Source organism: Methylobacterium sp. SyP6R (genome assembly GCF_019216885.1).
Lineage (GTDB): Bacteria > Pseudomonadota > Alphaproteobacteria > Rhizobiales > Beijerinckiaceae > Methylobacterium.
This window is the reverse complement of sequence record NZ_JAAQRC020000001.1, coordinates 957,694-980,953: the sequence shown is the minus strand read 5'-3', so window position 1 is coordinate 980,953 and position 23,260 is coordinate 957,694. Positions and strand designations below refer to the sequence as shown.

The 23,260-nt window shown below is 71.0% G+C and carries 16 protein-coding genes and 2 tRNA genes; 12 read left to right on the top strand and 6 right to left on the bottom strand.

What is annotated here, in order from left to right:
* The first annotated feature begins 10 nt into the window (after positions 1 to 10).
* The 5 genes from HBB12_RS04440 to HBB12_RS04420 all read left to right on the top strand — a co-directional run bounded on the left by HBB12_RS04440 (position 11) and on the right by HBB12_RS04420 (position 6,610).
* Complete coding sequence (locus HBB12_RS04440) at positions 11 to 1,489, top strand: amidase (RefSeq protein WP_236988247.1); 1,479 nt, start codon at positions 11 to 13, stop codon at positions 1,487 to 1,489.
* 279 nt (positions 1,490 to 1,768) lie between these two features.
* On the top strand, positions 1,769 to 3,232 hold the full coding sequence (locus HBB12_RS04435; protein WP_236988246.1) for a M81 family metallopeptidase: 1,464 nt from the start codon (positions 1,769 to 1,771) through the stop codon (positions 3,230 to 3,232).
* A gap of 471 nt (positions 3,233 to 3,703) precedes the next feature.
* Complete coding sequence (locus HBB12_RS04430) at positions 3,704 to 4,786, top strand: ABC transporter substrate-binding protein (RefSeq protein WP_236988245.1); 1,083 nt, start codon at positions 3,704 to 3,706, stop codon at positions 4,784 to 4,786.
* A 10-nt stretch (positions 4,787 to 4,796) separates the two neighbouring features.
* Positions 4,797 to 5,792 (top strand): ABC transporter permease, encoded by a 996-nt coding sequence (locus HBB12_RS04425; protein WP_236988244.1) that lies wholly within the window; start codon positions 4,797 to 4,799, stop codon positions 5,790 to 5,792.
* Positions 5,786 to 6,610 (top strand): ABC transporter ATP-binding protein, encoded by an 825-nt coding sequence (locus HBB12_RS04420; protein ID WP_236988243.1) that lies wholly within the window; start codon positions 5,786 to 5,788, stop codon positions 6,608 to 6,610. The genes HBB12_RS04425 and HBB12_RS04420 overlap by 7 nt, the downstream gene beginning before the upstream one ends.
* Before the next feature lie 689 nt (positions 6,611 to 7,299).
* Here HBB12_RS04420 and HBB12_RS04415 read toward each other — a convergent pair.
* The 4 genes from HBB12_RS04415 to HBB12_RS04400 all read right to left on the bottom strand — a co-directional run bounded on the left by HBB12_RS04415 (position 7,300) and on the right by HBB12_RS04400 (position 12,590).
* Positions 7,300 to 7,866 (bottom strand): histidine phosphatase family protein, encoded by a 567-nt coding sequence (locus HBB12_RS04415; protein WP_236988242.1) that lies wholly within the window; start codon positions 7,864 to 7,866, stop codon positions 7,300 to 7,302.
* Positions 7,867 to 7,921: 55 nt separating this feature from the next.
* The gene (locus HBB12_RS04410; RefSeq protein WP_236988241.1) at positions 7,922 to 10,924 is read right to left on the bottom strand and encodes a response regulator; all 3,003 of its coding nucleotides are present in this window, start codon (positions 10,922 to 10,924) and stop codon (positions 7,922 to 7,924) included.
* A gap of 154 nt (positions 10,925 to 11,078) precedes the next feature.
* Positions 11,079 to 12,386 (bottom strand): MFS transporter, encoded by a 1,308-nt coding sequence (locus tag HBB12_RS04405; protein ID WP_236988240.1) that lies wholly within the window; start codon positions 12,384 to 12,386, stop codon positions 11,079 to 11,081.
* A 9-nt stretch (positions 12,387 to 12,395) separates the two neighbouring features.
* Positions 12,396 to 12,590 (bottom strand): ribosome modulation factor, encoded by a 195-nt coding sequence (locus HBB12_RS04400; RefSeq protein ID WP_236988239.1) that lies wholly within the window; start codon positions 12,588 to 12,590, stop codon positions 12,396 to 12,398.
* Between the two features lie 180 nt (positions 12,591 to 12,770).
* On the opposite strand from HBB12_RS04400, the gene HBB12_RS04395 reads away from it, so the two are divergent.
* Entirely contained in the window at positions 12,771 to 14,078 is a 1,308-nt protein-coding gene (locus HBB12_RS04395) for a PLP-dependent transferase (RefSeq protein ID WP_236988238.1), read from the top strand.
* Between the two features lie 217 nt (positions 14,079 to 14,295).
* Here the strand turns inward: HBB12_RS04395 and HBB12_RS04390 are convergent, their stop codons facing one another.
* Positions 14,296 to 14,628 (bottom strand): hypothetical protein, encoded by a 333-nt coding sequence (locus HBB12_RS04390; RefSeq protein WP_236988237.1) that lies wholly within the window; start codon positions 14,626 to 14,628, stop codon positions 14,296 to 14,298.
* Between the two features lie 429 nt (positions 14,629 to 15,057).
* Here HBB12_RS04390 and HBB12_RS04385 point away from each other — a divergent pair, with 429 nt between their 5' ends.
* The 6 genes from HBB12_RS04385 to argC all read left to right on the top strand — a co-directional run bounded on the left by HBB12_RS04385 (position 15,058) and on the right by argC (position 21,108).
* Positions 15,058 to 16,629, top strand: a complete 1,572-nt coding sequence (locus tag HBB12_RS04385) for a 2-isopropylmalate synthase (protein WP_236988236.1) — start codon at positions 15,058 to 15,060, stop codon at positions 16,627 to 16,629.
* Positions 16,630 to 16,779: 150 nt separating this feature from the next.
* A tRNA-Lys gene (locus HBB12_RS04380) sits at positions 16,780 to 16,855 on the top strand.
* 103 nt (positions 16,856 to 16,958) lie between these two features.
* Positions 16,959 to 17,034 (top strand) — tRNA-Lys (locus HBB12_RS04375).
* Positions 17,035 to 17,108: 74 nt separating this feature from the next.
* A complete protein-coding gene (locus tag HBB12_RS04370) occupies positions 17,109 to 17,744 on the top strand; it encodes an alpha/beta fold hydrolase (RefSeq protein WP_236988235.1) in 636 nt (211 codons plus the stop codon).
* Between the two features lie 332 nt (positions 17,745 to 18,076).
* On the top strand, positions 18,077 to 19,855 hold the full coding sequence (locus HBB12_RS04365) for an omptin family outer membrane protease (RefSeq protein ID WP_236988234.1): 1,779 nt from the start codon (positions 18,077 to 18,079) through the stop codon (positions 19,853 to 19,855).
* 275 nt (positions 19,856 to 20,130) lie between these two features.
* Positions 20,131 to 21,108 (top strand): N-acetyl-gamma-glutamyl-phosphate reductase, encoded by a 978-nt coding sequence (gene argC, locus HBB12_RS04360; RefSeq protein ID WP_236988233.1) that lies wholly within the window; start codon positions 20,131 to 20,133, stop codon positions 21,106 to 21,108.
* A gap of 335 nt (positions 21,109 to 21,443) precedes the next feature.
* Here argC and HBB12_RS04355 read toward each other — a convergent pair whose 3' ends face one another.
* Complete coding sequence (locus HBB12_RS04355) at positions 21,444 to 23,129, bottom strand: methyl-accepting chemotaxis protein (protein WP_236988232.1); 1,686 nt, start codon at positions 23,127 to 23,129, stop codon at positions 21,444 to 21,446.
* Positions 23,130 to 23,260 lie beyond the last annotated feature (131 nt).

Here is a 23,260-nt window from a genome sequence, read left to right as displayed (position 1 = left end):
GACCACACCGATGACCCTCGCCATGACCTGGGAGGAATGGGCGCAGCACGATGCCTGCGGGCTCGCCGCGCGGGTGCGCGCCGGGGAGGTGACGGCGGCGGAACTCGCCGCGCAGGCGGCGGCCGGCGTGGCGCTGACCAACCCGGCGACCAGCGCCGTGATCGAGCTGTTCGACGATTGCGTCGCCGACCCGGCCCGGGACGGAACCGACCTCGACGGCGCCTTCGCGGGCGTGCCGTTCCTGATGAAGGATCTCGGGCCGACCCTCAAAGGCCGGCTCCAGGAGATGGGCTCGCTGCTGATGCGCGGCCATCGCGCCTCGTCGGACAGCCATCTCACGGGCCGGATGCGCAAGGCCGGCTTGAACCTCATCGGCCGCACCACCACGCCGGAATTCGGCGTGTGCAGCTCGGCGGAGAACCCGGCGGTCTACGTCACCCGCAACCCGTGGAACCTCGACTACACCACCTGCGGCTCCTCGGCCGGCTCGGCCGCCGCGGTGGCCTCGGGCGTGGTGCCGATGGCGCATGCCACCGACGGGGGCGGCTCGATCCGCATCCCGGCCGGCGTCAACGGCAATCTCGGGCTCAAGCCCTCCCGCGGCGTGTTCTCGATCGCGCCCTACGGGTCGGATCTCACCAGCGTCGTGTCGATCCAGGGCTGCCAGTCGCGCAGCGTGCGCGACACCGCGACCTTCGTCGACCTTTGCCGCGGCGGGGCGCCCGGCGAGTTCATGCCCTACTGGACCGCGCCCGAGCCCTACGCCACGCTGATCGAACGCGATCCGGGCCGGTTGCGCATCGCGCTCTCGCACGAATGGGGCGATTACCGCGCCGTGCCCCACCACGTCGCCGAACTGGAGCGGATCGGGCGCTTCCTCGAAGGGCTCGGCCACCAGGTCGAGTGGGCGCTCCCGGCGGTCGACATCAGGGCCGCCTTCCGGGCCCAGACCACCTGCTACGTCACCAACTTCGCCCAGACCATCAACGGGCTCCTCGCCCTGAAGGGCCTCGAGCGTCCGCCCGAAGACCTGATCGAGCCGATGAACATCCGGATCTGGGAGGCCGGGCGGCACGCGAGCTACGCCGAGCGCACGGCGATGCAGGCGACGTTCAACACCACGGCGCGGGGCTTCGGCGCCTTCTTCGAGGACTGGGACATCATCCTGACCCCGATCACCGCCCTTCCGACGCCTAAGGTCGGCACCACCGAGTACCTGACGATCAGCGACGAGCCATCGGTCTACGCCTGGTTCGAGAACCTGTGGCGCAACTTCGCCTATACGCCGCTCGCCAACCTGTGCGGCCTGCCCGCCCTGTCGATGCCGCTGGCCTGGAACGAGCACGGCCTGCCGCTCGGCATCCAGGCCCAGGCGGCGCAAGGGCGGGACGGGTTGCTGCTGCAGCTCGCCGCGCAGGTGGAACGGGCGACCGGGGGGAAATGGAACGACGGGCGGCGGCCGGGGGTGCATGTCGCAGCGAAGGGCTGATGCGCCTCACGACGTAGCGAAGAAGGACCTGCTTCATCCCACCCGCGACCCCCTCCTGAGGTGTCAGTCCATCATCGATGGACTGACCTCGCAGGAGGGGTCCAGGGATCGCAGCGACTTCTGGAGCCCTCCTTCGAGGCTCAGCGATCTCCGATCGCCCGCACCTCAGGATGAGGTCGTGGGTAGGATGGACCGTTCTGAGCGAGCAGGCGTCGCAGCCGCTCAGACGGCGGCGCTCGAACCTGTCCAATCCCAGTCGATCATCAGGAGACCCAACCCGTGAAGCTCTTCATCGCCGCGCTCGGCACCGAGACCAACACCTTCTCGCCGATCCCGACCGGGCGCGCCGCCTTCCTGGACGACCTCTACGTCGAGACCGGTGCCTCGCACGGCTCGGATCACTGGTTCGCGGGCCCGATGCGGGTCTGGCGCGCGCTCGGTGAGGCCGCCGGCTACGAGATCGTCGAGAGCCTGGCCGCCTTCGCGCCGCCCGGCGGGCCGACGCGCCAGGACGTCTGGGTGGAGTTGCGCGACCGCGTGCTGGGCGATCTGCGTGCCGCCGGTCCGGTCGACATGGTCCTGTTCAACCTCCACGGCGCGATGATCGCCGACGTGCAAGACGATTGCGAGGGCGAGCTCGTCGCCGCGGCGCGGGAGATCGTGGGGCAAGAGGTGACGATCGGGGTCGAGCTCGACCTGCATTGCCACCTGACCGACCGGATCGTCGCGGCCTGCGACGTGCTGCTCACCTACAAGGAATATCCGCATATCGACGTCGACGACCGGGCCCGCGACCTCTTCCGCCTCTGCGACGACACCCGGCACGGGCGCATCCGGCCCGTGATCGCAGTCGCCGATTGCCGGATGCTGGCGGTGTGGCGCACGCCCAACCAGCCCACCCGTGGCTTCGTCGACCGGATGAGCGCGGCCGAGGGGCGGGACGGCATCCTGTCCCTGTCGCTGGCCCACGGCTTCCCCTGGGCCGACATCCCGGATGTCGGCGCCAAGGTGGTGGCGGTGACCGACGGCGATCCGGACCGGGCCAAGACGACGGCCGAGGCGCTCGCCCGCGAGCTGTGGGAGATGCGCGAGGCGACCACCGACCGACTGCTGACCCTCGACGAGGCGGTGCAGGCGGCGCTCTCGCCCGAGGCCGGCGTGACGGTGCTGGCCGACGTCTCGGACAATGCCGGGGCGGGCTCGGCGAGCGATTCGACTGTTCTGCTGCGCGCGCTCGTCGAGGCCGGCGCGACCCGGTGCGCCATCGGCAGCTTCTGGGACCCGGTCGCGGTCCGGCTCTGCCGCGAGGCCGGCGAAGGCGCGCGCCTCAGCCTCCGCATCGGCGGCAAGACCGGCCCGATGTCGGGCGATCCCATCGATCTGACGGTGCAGGTGCTCGGCATCCGGCCCGACGCGGTCCAGACCTACGGCAACGGCAAGCAGCCGATGGGCGATTGCGTGATGGTCGAGGCGGGCGGCCTGCACATCGTGCTCAACGCCTCGCGCACCCAGGTCTTCCAGCCGAGCGTGTTCGAGCAGTTCGGCGTAGCACTGACCGACTACGCCACCGTGTTCGTGAAGTCGGCCCAGCACTTCAATGCCGGCTTCGCCCCGCGGGCCGACCGCATCCTCCACGTCGCCGTGCCGGGCAGCGCCAATCCCGATTTCGCGCGCTTGCGCCTGCCGAGGGCGTCGCGCCCGCTCTGGCCGATCGTCGCCGATCCGTTCCGCGAACCGGCCTGATCCCGGCACCAACCTGAGGCCCCCGTCCGCGACCTCGTCCCGACGTCGCGGACGGGCGTGGCAGCACGACGCCGCGCGACCCTCTCCATCGATCGCGCCCGCCGCATCAGCATGGCAAAATTGGCATCCCGAGAAGAATGTCGCTGTCGGATCGCCAAGTCTCGCAACGCCGTCCCAGCAATCCGCGAGACAAAACAATCCCGTTTCATTGACCGATCGAATCGAAGACGACAAGATCAAGGCCTCTCGACAAGGCGGGTACGGCGCATGGCGGCGTGCCCATTGCATGGGGCCGGCATGATGTCGCTCGACGAAGACTTCATGGACAAGCGCGCGGCGTTGGCGGCGCGGAGGGTGCGAATCGAGGCCGGCCGCATGGGCCGTTCGCGGCACGCTCGAGCCTGAGGCCCGAAAAACTCCCGCTCGAGCCGCCCGACACGCCCTCCCCTGTCCACCGGAAGCCCCCGGACGATGACGCTCCCCCACCCCACGCATCCGGAATCCCGCCGCCGCTTCCTCGCCCGCGCCGCGGCCCTGGGTCTCGCGACACCTTTCGGCCTCGTCGGCTCCCCCTCCTCGGCCGGGCTCCTGCCGGTCCCCGACCTCCCCGGCACGCCGATCTGCCGGGTTGCCGCCGAGGGGCCGGCGCCGAAAGGCACGCCGCGGCCGATCAAGCTCGCCTGGAACGCCTCGGCGATCTGCACCGCGGCCGCGCCCGTCGCCAAGGAGAGCGGGATCTTCGCCCGGCATGGTCTCGACGTGGAGTTCGTCAATTTCGGCGGCTCGACCGAGCAATTGCTGGAGGCGATCGCCACCGGCAAGGCGGATGCCGGCATCGGCATGGCGCTGCGCTGGCTCAAGCCCCTGGAGCAGGGCTTCGACGTCAAGGTCACGGCCGGCATCCATGGCGGCTGCATGCGGCTGCTCGGCGCCACCTCCGCCGGGGCGACCAGCCTGGAATCGCTGAAGGGCAAGGTGATCGCAGTGAGCGACCAGGCCTCGCCGGCCAAGAACTTCTTCAGCCTGCTGCTCGCCAAGCGCGGCATCGATCCCGAGCGCGAGGTCGAGTGGCGGGTCTATCCGATGGATCTCCTCAACCTCGCGGTCGAGAAGGGCGAGGCGCAGGCGCTGGCCGACGGCGATCCGCGCACCTTCCTGTGGGCGAAGGACGCCCGCCTGACCGAGATCGCCAACAACCTCTCGGCCGAGTACCACGACCGCACCTGCTGCATCCTGGCGCTTCGCGGCGCCCTGGTGCGCGACGAGCGTCCGGTGGCTGCGGCGCTGACACGGGCGCTGCTGGAGGCCGGCACCCAGGTCGCGCACGATCCGGACTATGCGGCCAAGATCTATGCCGGCTATGGCGGCAAGGGCTCGGTGGACGAACTCGCCGCGATGCTGCGCAGCCACACGCATCATCACCACCCCCTCGGGGCCGAGCTGAAGCAGCAGATCGCCGCCTATATCGACGAGCTGAAGACCGTGAAGGTGATCCGCGCCCGCACCGACGCGAAGCAATTCGCCGAGCGCGTCTATGCCGACGTCCTGAGCTGAGGCGCTGCCCATGAGCGACATCGCGCTTCCCCGGGCGGAGGGCACCGTCCGGCGCCCCGCCTTCCTGCCCGCCCCTGCCTCCGTCGCGGCGTCGGCCGCCTGGTTCGGGCTCGCCGCCCTCGTGGCGCTGCCGCCCGACCTCGGCGATTTCGGCCTCACCCGCGAACTCGCCATCGGTCTCGCCGGGTTCGGAGCCCTGGTCCTGGCGGCCGGCTTCCTGCGTCCCGGCGAGGCCGGCCCGATCCACCGGATCCAGGGCTGGTCGCCCTGGCTGATCGTGCTCGCCGCCCTGCTGGGCCTATGGGAGGTGGCGACCGCCAAGCGCGCCTGGCTGCCGATGCCGTTCTTCCCGCCGCCGCAGGCGATCCTGGAGGTCTTCGTCGAGGATTACGCGCGGCTCGCCGACAGCGTCTGGCATTCCCTGCGGCTGCTGGCCGGCGGCTACGCCCTCGGGGCGCTCGCCGGCTTCACCCTCGGGGTCGCGGTCGGCTGGTCGCGGAGCGTCGGCTACTGGGTGCATCCGGTTTTGCGCTTCGTCGGCCCGCTGCCGGCCACCGCCTGGCTGCCGCTCGCGTTCTTCGTCTTCCCGTCGAGCGGCGCGGCCTCGACCTTCCTCGTTGCGCTTGCCACCGGCTTTCCCGTCACGGTGCTGACCTGGTCGGGCATCGCCGGGGTCAACAAGGCGTATTACGACGTCGCCCGGACGCTCGGTGCCCGCGAAGGCTTCCTGATCCTCAAGGTGGCGATCCCGGCGGCCCTGCCGCACGTCTTCGTCGGGCTGTTCATGGGGCTCGGCAGCTCCTTCGCGGTGCTGGTGGTGGCCGAGATGCTGGGCGTGAAAGCCGGCCTCGGCTGGTACCTGCAATGGGCGCAGGGCTGGGCGGCCTACGCCAACATGTACGCGGCGCTGGCCGTGATGGCGCTGGCCTGCTCGGGTCTGATCACCCTGCTGTTCCGGCTGCGCGACCGTCTCCTGTCCTGGCAGAAGGGCCTCGTCCAATGGTAGCCGGCCTGGTCGCCCCGTCCCGAACTCCCGCCCGAACCCCCGCCTCCGTGGCGCCCGCCCCGGTCCCGGCGGAGGGCGCCGCTCTCTCGCTGCGCGACGTGCGCCACGCCTTCGCCCTGAAGAAGGCGCCGCTCCCGGTCCTCGACGGCGTGTCGTTCGACGTCGCGCCCGGCGCCTTCGTGGCCCTGCTCGGGCCCTCGGGCTGCGGGAAGTCGACCCTGCTGCGCCTCGTCGCCGGGTTGGAGCCGCCGAACGAGGGCCGGATCGCCGTCGACGGCGCTCCCTTGCGCGGCCCGCATCCCTCCCGCGGCCTCGTGTTCCAGGACCCGACGCTCTATCCCTGGCGCAGCGTCATCGGCAACGTCGCAATCGGCCCCGAAGCCCGCGGACGCCTGAGGGCGGAACGCGGGCGCGTCGAGGAGGCGCTCGCTCTGGTCGGGCTCTCCGGCTTTGCCGACGCCTTCCCGCACCAGCTCTCGGGCGGCATGGCGCAGCGGGTGGCGCTGGCCCGGGCCCTCGTCAATGCGCCGCCGCTGCTGCTGCTCGACGAGCCTCTGGGCAAGCTCGATTCGCTGACCCGCCTGGCGATGCAGGCCGAGCTGGTGCGCCTGTGGCGGGACAAGGGGTTCACCGCGCTCCTCGTCACCCACGACGTCGAGGAGGCCCTGATGCTGGCCCAGCGCATCCTGGTCTTCTCGGACCGCCCGGCCCGGATCAGGGCCGACATCGCATGCGACCGGCCCTATCCGCGCCACCGCGAGGATCCGGGCGTCGTCGCCGACCGACGCGCCATCCTGGACCTTCTGGGCACCGCCTGATGGGCCGGAATCGAGATGATGCGGAATCCGGAAGATGACTTCCGGATTTCGTATCATCAGCCCGCCCGGCGCCTGAGCGAGGCCGCTATCCGCATCGCGAAGCGATCGATCGGAAAGCGTAGGAGAAGCCGTTCGATCAGGGTCCGGGGCGGAGTCCTAATCCGCCTCGACCCGAACCCTCGCCTCGCCCGGGTTCAGACTGGCGATGAGTCTTTCCAGCCGGGACCGGACATGCGACCGGATCTCCTCTCCGGATTGGTCCGTCGCGCTCTCCGTGAAGTCGAGCCTGCGCCGTGCTTGAACCGTCATCGCGTCGACCCTTCTCGATACAGGGGAAGCCTTACGTCTACGCCACCGATACAGCACGGGAATGAATCGGACTCATCGGAATGATGCATGTTGAATACATCAGAGGAGAGACTGACTCGATCGTCCGCCTTTCACCTCGCAGAGTGGCGGAGGTTTGTTGCGCCAGTATTACGTGCGGGTTCGCCGAATGATCGTGTCGCGCATGGGTGATCGACCACCGTCCGGATGAGGGATGTCGGTCCGCCGGATCGTGGGAGCCGGATTTTCGCATAAGTGAAGCGCCGGGCGCCGCGGTTTCCGGTCCGCATCGCGGATGCGGCAACGGTCGCCTCGCCGCCGTGACCCAGATTGACCTCGACCCAGGTTGACCTCGACCCAGATCAACGCTCGACCGCCACCAGCCGCCCGCCCGCATCCATCCGGCAGCGGACCCACTCGCCGTTGGCGAGGCTGCATCCGGTGACCGCCATGATGAATCCCCAGTGGCACACGACCAGGGTGTGGGCCCAGTCGGGATCACCCTCCATCCCGGCCCGGAAGGACGCGGTGCGCGCGTCGAACAGGTGATCCGGCTCATGGTCGGCCTCGTCCTCGGCCTCCCGCCACCAGACCTCGTCCAGGTGGTTCAGGTCGAGATGGGGCCAGGCGCGGGCGAGGTCGGTGCGGCAGGTGCCGATGTCGCAGCTCGCGCCGCGGCGCTCCCGCACCGTCGGCGTGACCAGGACGGGGAGGTCCAGGCGCGACGCGACCGGGGCGGCGGTCTGGAGCGCACGGGTGAGCGGCGAGCACAGGATGCGCCGTACCCCCTCCCCCGCGAGCGCGCGGGAGGCGGCCTCCGCCTGTTCGTGGCCGAGCGGCGTCAGGGGCGCATCGACGATGCCGGGATCGACGCCGGTGGCGTGGAAGTGGAGGTTGAACTGGCTCTGGCCATGGCGAAGCAGGATCATGACGGTGAAGGTAGGGCACCGGCGCGATTCGGCCTCGCGGCGCGGAGCCGCGCCGTCACGGCGCCGCCGCCCGATCCGGCGCCTCCGCCGCCTCGTTCCCCACCCCCGGGCTCATCAACCCGCGCAGGGTCGCCGCGAGATCCGCCATCCCTAAGCCCGCCTTCGGCAGGATCCGGTCGGCCTGGCCGGCGAGGCGGCGGCGGTCTTCCGCGGTGACGTCCTTGGCGGTCAGCACGACGACCGGGATGTCGCGCCAGTCGGGCCGGTCGCGCAAGGCGCGCAGGAACCCGAACCCGTCGAGTTCCGGCATCATCAGGTCGAGGAGGATCAGGCCGGGTTTGCGCACCCCGACCGCCTCCAGGCCGGCCAGCCCATGCTCGGCGGTCGCCACCCGCCAGCCCTCGCGGGTCAGCATGGTGGTCATGCGCTCGCGCACGTCCGGGTCGTCGTCGACCACCAGGACCGGTCCCTCGTGGATGGCGGGCCGGAAGCGCTCCATCGCCTCCTTGAGCGCCCCCCACTCGACCGGCTTGTGCAGGTAGTCGGTGGCGCCGAGCGAGAAGGCGAGGTTCTGCTCGTCGAGCACCGTCACCATGATGACCGGCGTCGCGCCGAAATCCGGGTCGGCGCGCAGCGCCCGCAGCACCGACCAGCCGTCCATGCGCGGCATCGTCACGTCGAGAAGGACGACCCGGGGGCGCAAAAGCCGCGCCTGCTCCAGGCCGACGCGACCGTCCGCGGCGGTCGCGACCGAGAACCCGTCCCGGCGCAGGAAGCGGGCGAGGAGGTCGCGGGTCGCCGGGTCGTCGTCGACGACGAGGACGAGGTTGGAGCCGGTATCGGGACGCGCCCCGGCGGCCGCCGGCGCCTCGGGCACGACCGGGCCGGCAGGCTCGGCCGGGCCGCGCTCCTCGTAGAGCGCCGGCAGTTCCAGGGTGAAGGTGGTGCCCTCACCCAACCGGCTCTCGACGGCGATCTCGCCGCCGAGCATCTGCGCGAAGGCGCGGGTGATGGCCAGCCCGAGCCCGGTGCCGCCGAAGCGGCGGGTGGTCGAGGCGTCGGCCTGGGTGAAGCGCTGGAACAGCCGGGCCTGCTGCTCCTCGCTCATGCCGATGCCGGTGTCCGATACGGTGAAGCGCAGCCGGTCGCCGCCCTCGCGGTGCTCGCGTTCGGCGCGAAGCGTGATGGTGCCGCCCTCGGTGAACTTGGCGGCGTTGCTCAAGAGGTTGATCAGGCACTGCCGCAGCTTCGTCGCGTCGGTATGGGCCCGTCCGAGATCGTCGCCGAGGGTGAGGCTCAACGAGTTGCCCTTCTTCACCACCAGGGCGTCGACCGTGGTGGCGACCTCCCGGACGGTCTCGGCGACGTCCAGGTCCTCGGCGAAGACCTCCATCCGCTCCGCCTCGATCTTCGAGAGGTCGAGCACGTCGTTGATGAGGCCGAGCAGGTGGCGGGCATTCGCCTCGATCTTGCGCATGTCGGCGAGCAGGTTCTCCTCGCCGAGATCCTCCATCTCCTCCTGCAGCATCTCCGAATAGCCGATCACCGCCGAGAGCGGAGTGCGCAATTCGTGGCTCATGTTGGCGAGGAACTGGCTCTTGGCGCGGTTGGCCTCCTCCGCCGCCTCCTTGGCGGCTTCCAGCGCCAGCTCGGCTTCCTTGCGGGCGGTGACGTCGGCATGCGCCCCCACCCATTCGCGCACGCGGCCATCCGCCTCCAGGATCGGCACGGCGCGGCCCTCCATGTGGCGCCACACCCCGTCGTGGCGGCGGACGCGGTGCTCGATGGCGTAGAGCGCGCGCGAGGCCACCGCCCGCTCCCAGGCGTCCCGCGTCGCCTCCCGGTCGTCGGGATGGATCGCCGCCAGGAAGCCCTGGCCCGCAGCCTCGGCGGGGGCCTGGCCGGTGAAGCGGGTCCATTCCGAGGTGATCTCCCGGAAGGCGCCGTCCGGCGTGGTGGTCCAGACGATGGCGGAGGTCGCCTCGGTGAGCGAGCGGAACCGTTCCTCGCTGTCGACGAGGCGGCGCTCGGCGAGTTTTCCCAGGGTCACGTCGTCCATGACGATGCCGACGCCGTCGGCCCGCTCGCCCTCGGGCCCGCCGCCGCGGCGGCGCAAGGGAAAGAAGCTCGCCTCGAAATGGCGGATGCCGCCCGGTGCGCTCGGAGCCGGCACCGCGACCTCGACATTGGCGGTGACGAGCCCGCTGTCCCGGGCCGCCGCGAGCTTCGGCCCGAGTGCGTCGCGCAAGGACGGCAGCAGCGCCCAGATCGGCGCGCCGAGATCGGCGCCGAAGCCACGCTCGCTCATGTTGCCGAGCGCCCGGTTCATGTGACGCAGGTTCAGGTCGCGGTCGAGGAAGCCGAGGCCCACGGGCGCGTTCTCCAGGACGCTCTCCAGCAGGTCGGCCATGCGCTGGCTCTCGCGGCGGCGCATCAGGGCGAGGCGGGCCAGGAGGCCGAACGCCGCGAGCGCGCAGGCGAGCGTGACGAGGGACAGGAGCGGCGAGCGCAGAGCGTCGGCCTCGGCCAGGTGGCGCAGGTCGGTGGCGGCCCGGTCCTGGACCTCCCGCGTCGTCTCGCGCACGGCGTCCATGACGCGCTTGCCCTCCCCGGTCTGGATCAGGCTCAGTGCCGCCTCCTGGCCGCCGCTCCGGCGGGCGGCGACGACGCGGGCGGCGTAGTCCTTCTCGGCCGCGATCACGCTGCGGCGGCGCTCGCGGACAGTCCGGTCGGGCGTCACGGCGTCGATGGCGGCGAGCTCGCCGTCGATCCGGGCGAGCGCCGCGTCGTAGGGCTGGAGGTAATCCTCGCGGCCGGTCAGCACGTAGCCGCGCTGGCCGGTCTCGAGATCCTTCATGCTCGACAGCACATGCTCGCTCAGCGCCATGACCCGACCCAGCCGCTCGGCCTCGGCCCGGCTGCGGGCACCCGCGACGGTGTTCCAGCCGCCGGCCGCGACGGCCAGAGCGAGGAGGAGGAAGGCCAGCGGCGAACCCGGCAGGCGCCGTCCGGGGGCGAGGAAGCGCCAGCGTTGCGTGGAGGCGGTTGTGCTGCTCATGTCACCTTGCTCTCGCGGCTCCGAACGGGCGCCGCGTCGTCCCCGATCTCCGTCATGAAACGCCCGACCGCCAGCATCGCCCCGCCCTGCGGGCGTCGGTCCGGCGGAATTTTCACGGGAGGCGACGGAGCGCGCGGGAAGCGGTCGCGAGCGTCTAGCGCCGACCTCCCTCCCCGGCGTCGAGAACCCGCCCGCGCGTCTCCGGCAGCATCCATGCCGCCACCGTGCCGACGAGGCTGAAGGCGGCGAGGTAGTAAGCCGGCGCCATCCGGTCGCCGGTGGCCGCGATCAGCCAGTTGATCGCGTAGTTGGTGCTGCCGCCGAACACCGAGACCGCGAGCGCGTACACGATGGCGAGGCCCGAGCTGCGCACCGCGCGCGGCAGGGCCTCCGGAATGCCGACGATCACCGCCGCGGCGTTGATCGAGGACAGGGCCGAGAGCAGGAAGGTCACGGCGTAGACGGCGAGCGGTCCCGGCGCCCGCAGGAGCCAGGCGAAGGCCGGGACCGCCAGGACGAGGATCAGGGCGCGCGGCCAGATCATCACCGGGCGGCGGCCGTAGCGGTCGGCGAGGTATCCGCCGAGCAGCGGGAAGGCCACCGAGGCGAGGCCCAGCGCGATCGGCACCGCGGTCGCGACCGTCTCGCTCAACCCCAGGGTCGCGCCGGCATAGACCGGCATGTTGGTGCCGACCGCGTTCGAGACCGTCGAGGCGGCGACGACCAGGAAGGTCAGCCCGAGCAGGCGGCCGTGCTCGCGCACGAGCCGCCCGATCACCGCCCCGGTCGAGGCCGCGGCGGTCGGGTCCTTTTCGACGCCGCCGGTCTCCGGCAGGTGGCTGCGGATCACGAGGCCGACCGGCACGACGGCGAGGCCGACCAGGAACATCACCCGCCAGCCCCAGGCCGCCATGGCGGCCTCGCCGATCGTCAGCGCGAGCGCCGTCGCCAGCAGGCCGGCGAAGAGGGCCGCGCAGCCCTGGCTGGCGATCTGCCAGCTGGTGACGAAGCCTCGGTGCTTGGCGGGCGCCGCTTCCAGCAGGTAGGCGGTCGAGGGGCCGACCTCGCCGCCGAGCGCCAGGCCCTGGATCAGCCGGCCGGCGATGACGATGGCTTGCGCCCAGCCGCCGATCTGCGCGTAACCGGGACAGGCGGCGAGCATCAGCATGCCGAGCGCCATCAGCACGATGGTGACCAGCATGGCGGGCTTGCGCCCGGACCGGTCGGCGAGCGCCCCGATCAGGGCGCCGCCGATCGGCCGCATGACGTAGCCGACGCCGAACAGGGCGAGCGAGGCGAGCAGGCTGTGGCTCGCGTCCGAGGCCGGGAAGAACGCCTCGCCGATCGCCTTGGCGAAGAAGGCGTAGACGGTGAAGTCGTAGAATTCGAGGGCGTTGCCGAGCACCACGGCGCCGACCGCCTTGCGGTCGAGGCCCGGGCGGACTGGATTTCGCGCGTCCATGCCGGGGGATCAGCGGCCCGGTTCGCGCTTGAGGCCGCCGGTCACAGGCTCCGCCCCCGCCGCCACGGCCTCGTCGTAGCCGGCAAGCCAGCGCTCCCGCGCCTCCGTGCCCTCGGCATAGGGGCAGGCCGCGCGGGCGAGGCCCTTGTCGGGGGCAGCCCGACCGAGGGCGTGGGCATCGAGGTTGTCGGGCGGGGATTGCATCGGGTCTGCCGGGCTCCTGTCGGGCGGTGCGGATCGCAGATGCACGGCCGAGTACCCGAACCGCCGGCGGCGCCGGACGTTCCCGCCGGGCAGCCCCCGCGGCAGGACATGAGGCGGCGTGGCGGGTCGGACGGGACAGGCCTATACGGCACGCCATCCGCTCCCGAAGGACATGCCGCCGTGCCCCACTCTCCGCCCGCCCCCTCCGCCGCCGAGGCCGGCACCAAGGCCGAGCGTCGCACCGCCTTCCTCGCCGGGTGCGGACCGGAGACGCAGGCCATCCACGCCCCGATCCTCGACCTCGCGGCCTCGCGCGGCCACCTCAATCCGGGCGGCCTCGGGGAGGCCCGCGCCTTCTCGGACCTCGGCTCGCTCGGCCAGAGCAGCGTCGGCTTCGAGACGCTCGGCGACTACGAGGCGGCCGATGCGGCGGGCCGCGCGCCCTATGGCGGTGCCGAATACGGCGTCGTCCTGTCGCCGGAGGCCGAGGCGGTCTGCGCGAAGTTCACCCGATTGCATGGTGGGGCCGGCGCGATCGTCTGCGCCTCCGGCCTCGCGGCGATCGCGACGGTCGTCGACGCCTTCGCCCCGAAGGTCGTGCTGATCCCGGACGCCATCTACTTCCCGGCCTGGCGCTACCTGTCCGAGACGGGGCGCGCCGCGCTCATGACCTATCCGTCCGGCGCCTCGGGCGAGGAGGTCGCCGCCCTGATCCGCGAGGCCGGAACGCGCGTCGCGCCCGCCGAGACGATGCTCTACCTCGAGGCGCCGGCGAGCGGGACCTTCGAGATCCCGGACATCGCCGGCATCGTCGCGGCGGCGCGCGCGGCCGGCATTCGTACGGTGATGGACAATACCTGGGGAAGCCACGTCCGCTTCCGGCCCCTCGACCACGGCATCGCCGTCGCGGTCCAGGCGACGACGAAGTACGAGGGCGGCTACGGCGACACGCCGAGCGGCATCGTGGTGGCGCGCGAGGCGGCCGACCTCGCCCGCCTGCGCCGGCAGTTGCGGATCAGCGGCAACGGGGCGGTCTCGCCCCAGACCTGCACCCGTCTGTTCCACCGGGTCGACAGCGCGGAGAGCCGCCTGGAGCGGCACGCGGCTTCCGCCGGGTCGCTGATGGCTTGGTTCGAGGACAAGCCGTTCACGGCCGACATCTTGAGCCCGGCCCGGGCGGCGAGCCCGTACCATGCCCGCTTCCGACAGTATTTCGGCGCCGGCAACAGCCTGTTCACGGTGGCGTTCGACGAGGGACTGCCGGCCGAGCGGGTCCAGGCCTTCGTCGATGCGCTGCTGCTGTTTCGCGTCGCCGAGAGCTGGGGCGGCCACGTCTCCCTGGTGCTGCCGGTCCATCCGCGCCGCGATCCGGCGACGCTACAGAGGGGCGCGATGTTTCGCTTCAATGCCGGGCTGGAGGAGGCCGGCGACCTGATCGCCGATCTGGAGCAGGCGGCGCAGACGGCTTTTCTGCAAGAGCCGGTGTGACTGTCTCCGACAGTGATCACACCCACCGGGTCATTCCGGGGCCGCGAAAGCGGAACCCGGAATTCAGAACCGCTGATGGTGCGGGATAAACCGGAGATCGTCCCATCTTCTTTGGAAGCACCTGTGTTTCTGGATTCCGGGCACCGCTTTCGCGGCCCCGGAATGACGAGGAGGATGTCAAGACTGTCGAGTCATCCCGATCCGACGGGCTCGCGCCCTACGGATAACCGTAGCGCGACCGGGCCGCAGCCAGCAGGTGCAGGGCCTCACCGTCGCGGCCGGCCGCGCAGGCGGCGGAGGCTTGGGCGAGATCGGCGGAGAAGCGCTTGCCGACCGGGGCGTTGAGGTTGCCGGTGGCGACGTCGCTGTCGACGATGGCCTGGGTGCGGGCGATGGCGGGGCCGCAACCGGTGCCGGCAGGCAGCGCCCCGGCGGGCAGCGCGGCGACCGGGCCGAGCGCGGCGGCGGGCGGCGGCACGGCCGGCTTCGACTGGCAGGCGGCGAGGGCGAGGAGGGCCGCGACGGCAAGCCCGGGCTTCCAATACGACACGGGGAGGCTCCACCTTGGGATCGGTTGCGTAAAGCCGAGCTTGTCGCAATCACGGACGGGCCGGTCAATCGCCGGACGACGCAAGGGGTGATCGCGGATCGTCATCGCTCCCGCGTCATCACGCCCTTGTCATCGATCCTCCGGCCCGGTACACAAGCGACCCTCGCCCCGGGTCCAGCACCCTTCAGGAGACGCGAGCCGTGGCTCATGCCGGCTCCCCGCTGACGCTTCCCAAGACCGCCCTTTCGGCGGCGCGGGCGCGCGCGCTCCTCCTCGGCGGCCTTCTCCTCCTTACCAGCCCCTGAGGGCCGTCCGGGCGTGCGCCTGGGCCCTTGGGGGATCGAGGACCGAGATACTTTTTCCCGACACCTTCCTCTGACGACGCGCCCGCGCGACCCCTGATCCCGGGCGAACCAGGATTCCAGTGCCATGACCGACCAGACCGCCCGTACCGCGACTTCGGCCGAACGCGTGCTGATCTTCGACACCACCCTGCGCGACGGCGAGCAATGCCCCGGCGCCACCATGACGCTGGAGGAGAAGCTGGCGGTGGCCGAGATGCTTGACACGATGGGTGTCGACATCATCGAGGCCGGCTTCCCGATCGCCTCCAACGGCGATTTCGAGGCGGTCGCGGAGATCGCCCGCCGCGCGAAATCCGCGGTGATCGCCGGCCTGGCGCGTGCGATCCCCGCCGACATCGCCCGGGCCGGCGAGGCGGTGCGCTTCGCCAAGCGCGGGCGCATCCACACCTTCGTGTCGACCTCGCCGATCCATCTGGCCCACCAGATGCGCAAGACCGAGGACGAGGTCCTGGAGATCATCCTGAAGACCGTGGCCCAGGCCCGCGACCTCGTCGAGGACGTCGAGTGGTCGGCCATGGACGCGACCCGCACGCCGATCGACTACCTGTGCCGCTGCGTCGAGGCGGCGATCCGGGTCGGTGCCACCACCATCAACCTGCCCGACACGGTCGGCTACGCCACGCCCGAGGAGTACCGGGCGATGTTCCGCTCCGTCCGCGAGCGGGTGCCGAATGCCGACAAGGCGGTCTTTTCCGTCCATTGCCACAACGACCTCGGCCTGGCGGTGGCGAACTCGCTGGCCGGCATCGAGGGCGGCGCGCGCCAGATCGAGTGCACCATCAACGGCATCGGCGAGCGGGCCGGCAACGCCGCGCTGGAGGAGATCGTGATGGCGATCAAGACCCGCGCCGACGTGCTGCCCTACGCCACCGGCATCGACACCACCCAACTCGTGCGCGCCTCGAAGCTGGTGGCCGGCGCCACCCACTTCCCGGTGCAATACAACAAGGCGATCGTCGGCCGGAACGCGTTCGCCCACGAGAGCGGCATCCACCAGGACGGGATGCTGAAGAACCAGACCACCTACGAGATCATGACGCCGGAATCGGTCGGCGTGCACAAGACCTCGCTGGTGATGGGCAAGCATTCCGGCCGGGCCGCCTTCCGCTCGAAGCTCGACGACATGGGCTACCGGCTGTCGGACAACCAGTTCCAGGACGCGTTCGAGCGGTTCAAGGCGCTGGCCGACCGCAAGAAGCACGTCTACGACGAGGACATCGAGGCCCTGGTCGACGAGAACCTGGCCACCGCGCACGACCGCATCAAGCTCGTCTCCCTGACGGTGATGGCCGGCACCCGCGGCCCGCAGCGGGCGACGATGAAGCTCGACATCGAGGGCCGCATCGTCACCGAGGAGACCGACGGCAACGGGCCCGTCGATGCGGTCTTCAAGGCGATCCACGCCCTGGTGCCGCACGAGGCCGCGCTCGAGCTCTACGACGTCCACGCGGTCACCGAGGGCACCGATGCCCAGGCCGAGGTCTCGGTGCGCCTGCGCCAGGACGATCGCATCGTCACCGCCCGCGGCGCCGACCCGGACACCCTGGTCGCCTCGGCCAAGGCCTATCTCGCCGCGCTGAACAAGCTGATGGCCGGCGCCAGCCGCCTCCACGCCCAGCACGCCGCCGCGGAGTGACCCGGGCCGAGTAGGCGAGGTCGGCGAGCCAGCCGGCAAAAAATCGACGGGTCGGCGGGATCGGGGCTGGACAGCCCGGCGCCGGCCCCTTAAACGACCCTCACCGCCGGGGCGGTTTGGTGGCTTCCCCGGAGGCGCTCTTGTGAGAGCGGGCGCATAGCTCAGTTGGTAGAGCAGCTGACTCTTAATCAGCGGGTCCTAGGTTCGAGCCCTAGTGCGCCCACCACAAGACCCAAGTTACTCTCGCGGTAGCTTGAACCGGGTGCTCTCAGGAGCAGCCGTCACCTGAGGAACGGTTGGTGGCCGTTCCCCTCTCGCCCTCGGGCGACGGGCGCATAGCTCAGTTGGTAGAGCAGCTGACTCTTAATCAGCGGGTCCTAGGTTCGAGCCCTAGTGCGCCCACCATTCCCCTCCCCTGACGATCACGGATCGAACCGGCTGCAAGGCAGCAACGGCGAGAGATCCGGTTCGAGACGCAGATGACCGTGGTGCTGCTGCACGGCCTGGGGCGCACGAAGGCCAGCATGGCGCGACTCGCCGCGCGTCTCATCGCGGCCGGCTACCACGTCGAAAATCTCGGTTACCCGTCCCGCCGCCTCGGCATCGCGGCCTGCGCGGAGCACCTGCGTTCCGTCGTCTCGGGGATCCGGCAGCGGGCCGACGGCCCGATCGTCCTCGTCGGGCATTCCATGGGCGGCCTCGTCGCCCGCTCCCTCGCCGCGGCGGAGCCCGAGCTCGCGGCGGGCCTCGTGATGCTGGGTACCCCGAACCGCGGCAGCGAGGCGGCCGACTGCGTCGCGGCCTTCCGGCTCGGGCGGGCTTTGTTCGGTCCGGCACTCCGCGACCTGCGCACCGACGCGTCCGGGGCGATTCCGATCCCGGCCTGCCCGATGGCGGTGGTGGCGGGCACGCGGGCGCTCATCCCGTTCTTCCGCGCCCGAATCCCGACGCCGCATGACGGCCTCGTCAGCGTGGAGCGCGCCCGCCTCGGCGTCGGCGAGCGATGGTGCGCGGTGCCGGCCCACCATACCTGGCTGATGAACCATCCGGCGACGGTCGCGGCCGTGCTGGACGCCCTGTCGGCCTGGCTGCCATCCGCCGACCGGGCGGGATGATGGCGTCGCGGCCGCGCCCGACGGCGGAGGCGTGGCGGCCCCTCGAGCCTTGACCCCGACGGGGCGTTACGGCGCAGATCGTGTTTCTGCTGGGCCATGCAGAAATAGAGAGAAAGAAATGGCGATGGCACGCGTCGTTTTCATCCCTTGCGCACGTTTTTGCGACTATCGATGTAAATCCATGCCAGCGAAGGATTTTTCTCGACAGGTCGACGTTTCCCTGATCCTCTTGCGTCAGACGGGCCGGGAGAGTGGCCGCCAGGTGACAGGCGCCGCGTGAGCGCGCGCGCATACAGGCGGAACTTGCGACCGACCTTGTCGAGCCCCCTGCGATGCGCGTCCTGCTCACTCTGATCCCCCTGGCCGGCTTCGCGGCCGACGCGCTCGCGGCGGATCTGCCCCTTCGTGCGGCCCCACCCGTCGCAGCCCTGCCCGTCTTCACTTGGACCGGCCTCTATAGCGGCCTGTTCGCCGGCTACGGTCATCTCGACAACCGGACGAGCCCGGCCTGCATCGGCGCCGACGGCCGGGCGAACGGCCTGCGTTGCCCGGTGCGGCCTGCGCTCTCGCCGAAGGCCGACGACGTCGTCGCCGGGAGTGAGATCGGCTACACCTACCAGCTCGCGCCGGGGCCGGGCCTCGTCGTCGGCGCGGCGGCCGATTACCAGTTCACGCCGATCCGCTCCTACGGCCTCACGACCGGCGCCTTCGCGCAGGCGGGCCAGCCCGGCGCCGTCTATCCGGGCGGCGTCTACCATGCCGGGCAGCGCCTCGACTGGCTCGCCACGGCCCGGGGCAAGGTCGGCTACGCGTTCGACCGGGTCTTCGTCTACGGCACCGGCGGCGTCGCCTTCGGCGGCGTGCGGATCGACACCACCACCACGGCGGATGCCGGATTCTTCGGCGAGCGCGTCAACCGGCCCGATTTCGACGGGCGGAAGGGCGCGTTGCGCACCGGCTGGGTCGCCGGCGGCGGCGTCGAGGTCGCGATCAGCCCGCATCTCTCGGTCAAGGGCGAAGCGCTGTACTACGATCTCGGCGCCCGCACCGTACTCGCCGGCGATGCGACCGGGTTCCGGCCCAACGTCTCCGCCGGCACCCGCGTCGAGACGAGCGGCATCCTCGGCCGGATCGGCCTGAATTACCGCTTCGACGACGGCCTGCCGGTCATCGGTCCGGTCGTCGACGTCGCGAAGGCACTGATCGACCCGGTGCCCTACGTCCCGCCCGTCGCGCAGGAATGGGGCTTCGAGATCGGCACCCGCTACGTCTACAGCTCCGGCAATTTCCGCAAGTCGCTCTACCGGCCGGCCAACGAGACGATGATCTCGCGCCTGACCTATCGCGACTTCGACGCCCATTCCGGCGAGACCTTCGCCCGCCTCGACCACAACCCGACCGGCCTGTTCGCCAAGGGCTTCCTCGGCTCGGGCTTCGTCACCTCCGGCGGGCGGCTCAACGACGAGGATTTTCCGCCGGGCATCCGCGGCAACGTCTACTCGAACACCCTGTCCAAGATCCGCGACGGCGACGTCGCGCTCTCGGCGATCGATGCCGGGTACGATGTCCTGCGCTCCGACAGCTACCGGCTCGGCGCCTTCCTCGGCTACCAATCCACGATCGAGCGCGCCAATGCCGGCGGCATCGTCCAGCTCGCCGCGAATCCGGTGATCGGCGCCCGCGGGGTGCCGGCCGGCGTCGCGGTGCTGACCCAGGACAATCACTGGAACGCGATGCGCGTCGGCCTCGCCGGCGAGGCCCGCTACGACCGGTTCACGCTGTCTCTCGAGGGTGCCTATCTCCCGGTGGTCGGCCTCGACGCCTACGACCGGCACTGGCTGCGCCCCGACATCAACGCGCAGCGCGAGCGCGGCACCGGCAGCGGCTATTTCCTGCAGGGCCTGATCGCCTACGATCTGACCCCGCGGATCAGCATCGGCATCGGTGCCCGCACCTGGCGCATGGAGGTCGGCCGGCAGGACGGCACGGCCCGCTTCCCCACCCTGGCCGAGCCGGCGAAGTTCGCCAGCGAGCGCTACGGCGCCTTCGCGCAGATCTCGTACCGGTTCACCGATCCGGGCCTCGACCTGGGCGGGCCGGCGTCGAAATAGTTCCGCGGACATTCCGCTTGACGAGGGGGGCAGGCGGCGACACTGTCCCGCCCCATGATCGGGAACCGGACCCTGTGCGATCGACGCCGACGCCGCCTCCACGCGGCGGCTATCCGGCTGCGCGTCGACCGGCGTCCTTCCGAAGGGTAGCGGCTTCACGCCGCGCCACACCCGACCGGAAGCGGACCCTCGGCCCGCAATCCCGAACCAAGCCCCCGCAGCCCCCGGCTCCGGGGGTTTTCTTTTGCCCGAACACCGAGAAGGACACCCCACCCATGAGCATTCGCGTCGGCATCGTCGGAATCAGCGGCTTCGGCGGCGGCGAGGCGTTGCGCCTGATCGCCGGCCACCCGTCCTTCGAACTCGTCTACGCCGCGGGCGAGGGCAGCGCCGGCAGCCGCCTCAAGGACCGCTTCCCCGGCGTGCCGGCGCGACTCGCCGACCTCGTGATCGAGAAATGGGATCCTGCCTCCCTGCCGCCGCTCGACGTGCTGCTCGCCTCGCTGCCCACCGGCACCTCGGCGGCGGCGCTGGCGCGCGTGCCTGCGAGCGTGAAGATCGTCGATATCGGCGGCGACCACCGCTACGTCGAGGGCTGGACCTACGGTCTCGCCGATATCTGGCCGGACCGGATCGTGGGCATGAGCCGGATCGCCAATCCCGGCTGCTTCCCGGCGGCGACGCTGACCGCCCTGGCGCCGCTTCTCGCCGAAGGCCTGATCGAGCCGGGCTCGATCGTGATCGACGCCAAGACCGGCATTTCCGGCGCCGGCCGGGGCGGCGGCGACAGCCGGTTCGGCTATGCCGAGAGCAACGAGAACCTGGTGCCCTACGGCCTGCTCAAGCATACCCACATGCCCGAGATGGAAGCGACGATCGAGCGGCTGAGCGGCGGTAGCGCCGCCGGCCTCGTCTTCACGCCCCACCTGGTGCCGATGACCCGCGGCATCCTCGCCACCATCTATGCCCGCGGCCGCGCCAGCACGGCCCAGTGCCTGGATGCCGCCCGGCGCTTCTATGCGGGCCGGGCCTTCGTCCGCGTGACCGACGCGCCGCCGCAGACCAAATGGGCGACCGGCTCGAACCTCGCCTTCGTCAGCTACGCGGCCGATCCGGAGCGCAACCTGGTGATGGCGTTGGGCGTGGTCGACAATCTCGGCAAGGGCGCGGCGGGCCAGGCGGTGCAGAACGCGAACCTGATCTGCGGGTTGCCGGAAACGGCGGGGCTGGAGGGCGCGCCTGTCTGGCCGTGATGGATGCGGATTTGGGGCGTTGAGCAGGTGATGTGACCGCGTCACCGTCCCGCGCAAGGTGGTCCGGGGAACGGAATGGCGCGGGTTTTCCCTCTCACCGCGGGCGGGGAGAGGGCCGTGTCGCTGTTCAAGAGACATGGCAAGCGCAGGCGAAGCCGGAGCGGGGGTGAGGGGGTGTCTCCGGACGAGGCTCTTCCGGAAACACCCCCTCACCCCCGCCATGCGGGCTCCCTAAGCCCCTTCGGAGCTCAGGCCTCTCCCCACCCGCGGGGAGAGGAGAACACCTGCGCCTCCGCATTCCCGCGGACGGACCCGGCCGCGCCCGCGAGAAAGCTTCAGGCCGCCCGCACCGTATCGAGGAAGCGATGCACCTCGGCCGCAAGATGCTCGGACTGGCGCGACAGTTCGCTCGCCGCCCCCAGCACCTGGCTCGCCGCCGCGCCCGTCTCTTCCGCAGCCCCCGCCACTCCAGAGATGTTGCCCGTCACCTCGCCGGTGCCCTGGGCCGCCTGGGAGACGTTGCGGACGATCTCCTGCGTCGCCGCCCCCTGCTGCTCCACCGCCGCCGCGATCGAAGTCGCGACCTCGCTGATCTGCGCGATCCGCGTGGTGATCTGGCCGATCGCACCGGCCGCCTGGCCGGTGGAAGCCTGGATCGCCGCGATCTGGCCGGTGATCTCCTCGGTGGCCCGTGCCGTCTGGCCGGCCAGTTCCTTCACTTCCGCAGCGACCACCGCGAAGCCCCTCCCCGCCGCTCCCGCGCGGGCCGCCTCGATGGTGGCGTTCAGCGCCAGCAGGTTGGTCTGGGCGGCGATCGACGAGATCAGCCCGACCACGTCGCCGATGCGCGCGGTCGCTTCCGTGAGCGCCCGCACCTGGTGTGCGGTCTGGCCCGCCTCGGCGACGGCCGCCTGGGCCAGCCGGGCCGAGCCGTCGACCTGGCGACCGATCTCAGACACCGAGGCACCCAGCTCCTCGGCCGCCGCCGCGACGGTGCCGACATTCGACGAGGCCTCCTCGGCCGCGGCCGCCACGGCGGTCGATTGCGCGGCGGTCTGGGTCGCGGTGGCCGTCATGACCTGGGCAGTGGCCTGGAGTTCGGTGGCCGAGGCCGAGACCTGGCCGACGATGCCGCCGACCGCCCGCTCGAAGGCGTCCGCCATCTGGCGCATCCCGGCGCGGCGCTGCTCCTCGGCCGAGGCGCGGGCGAGCACCGTCTCCTCCTCGAGCGCCCGGGCTCGGATCAGCCCGTCCTTGAACACCTGCACGGCGGCCGCCATGGCGCCGATCTCGTCGCGCCGGCCGGCTCCCGGGATCGCCACCGCGAGGTCGTTGCCGGCAAGGCGCCCCATCGCGGCGGTCATGCGGGCGATCGGCCGGGCGATGCCGAGGAGGCTGAAGAGGCCTGCGCCGATCGCCGCCGCGAGCGCCAACGCCGTCATGATTCCCGCCGCCAGGATGCCGGTATCGGCGCTGGCGCTGCTGTGTTCGGCGCTCGCCTGGGCGGCGGCGGCATTCATCGCGACGATCGCCTTCAGGGCGCCGGTCGCCTCGGCATTGGCGCCGGTCATCTGCGGACTGGTCAGCGTGGCGAGCGCCGAGGCCTGGTCGCCCGCCGCCATCGCCCCCGTCACCATCTTCTGGCCTTCGAGGTAGTCGCTCCACCGGGTCACGAAGCGCCCGAACGCCGTCCGCTCCTCCGGCCCGGACATCAGCGGCGCGTATTGCGCCTGGAGATCGACGACGGCCTTGCGGCTGTCGGTCAGGGCCTGCTCGTTGCGGTCGTAGGCGGCATCGTCGGTCGAGGTCACCACGAAGCGGTAGAGGTGGATGCGGTAACTCTGGGTCTCGGCGTAGATCTGATTGATCAGGTTCGATGCCGGGATCCGGGTCTTGGCGACATCGACGATATCGTCCCGCAGCGTCACCAGCCGCAAGATCCCGTTGCCACCCTGCGCCACGCTGAACAGCATCAGCGTCATGATCGTCCCGATCAGGACGTGTTTGATCGACAACTTCATCCTGCGACTGCCCGGCATCGATGGACCCGCCTCGAGTGTCGAGGCGCATCTATGCTATAGAAGTCGCTTCGTTAGTCCTTGATGAAGAAAAAAGTCTCTGGCGCACGAAGCGCCAGATCACCGCAAATTTC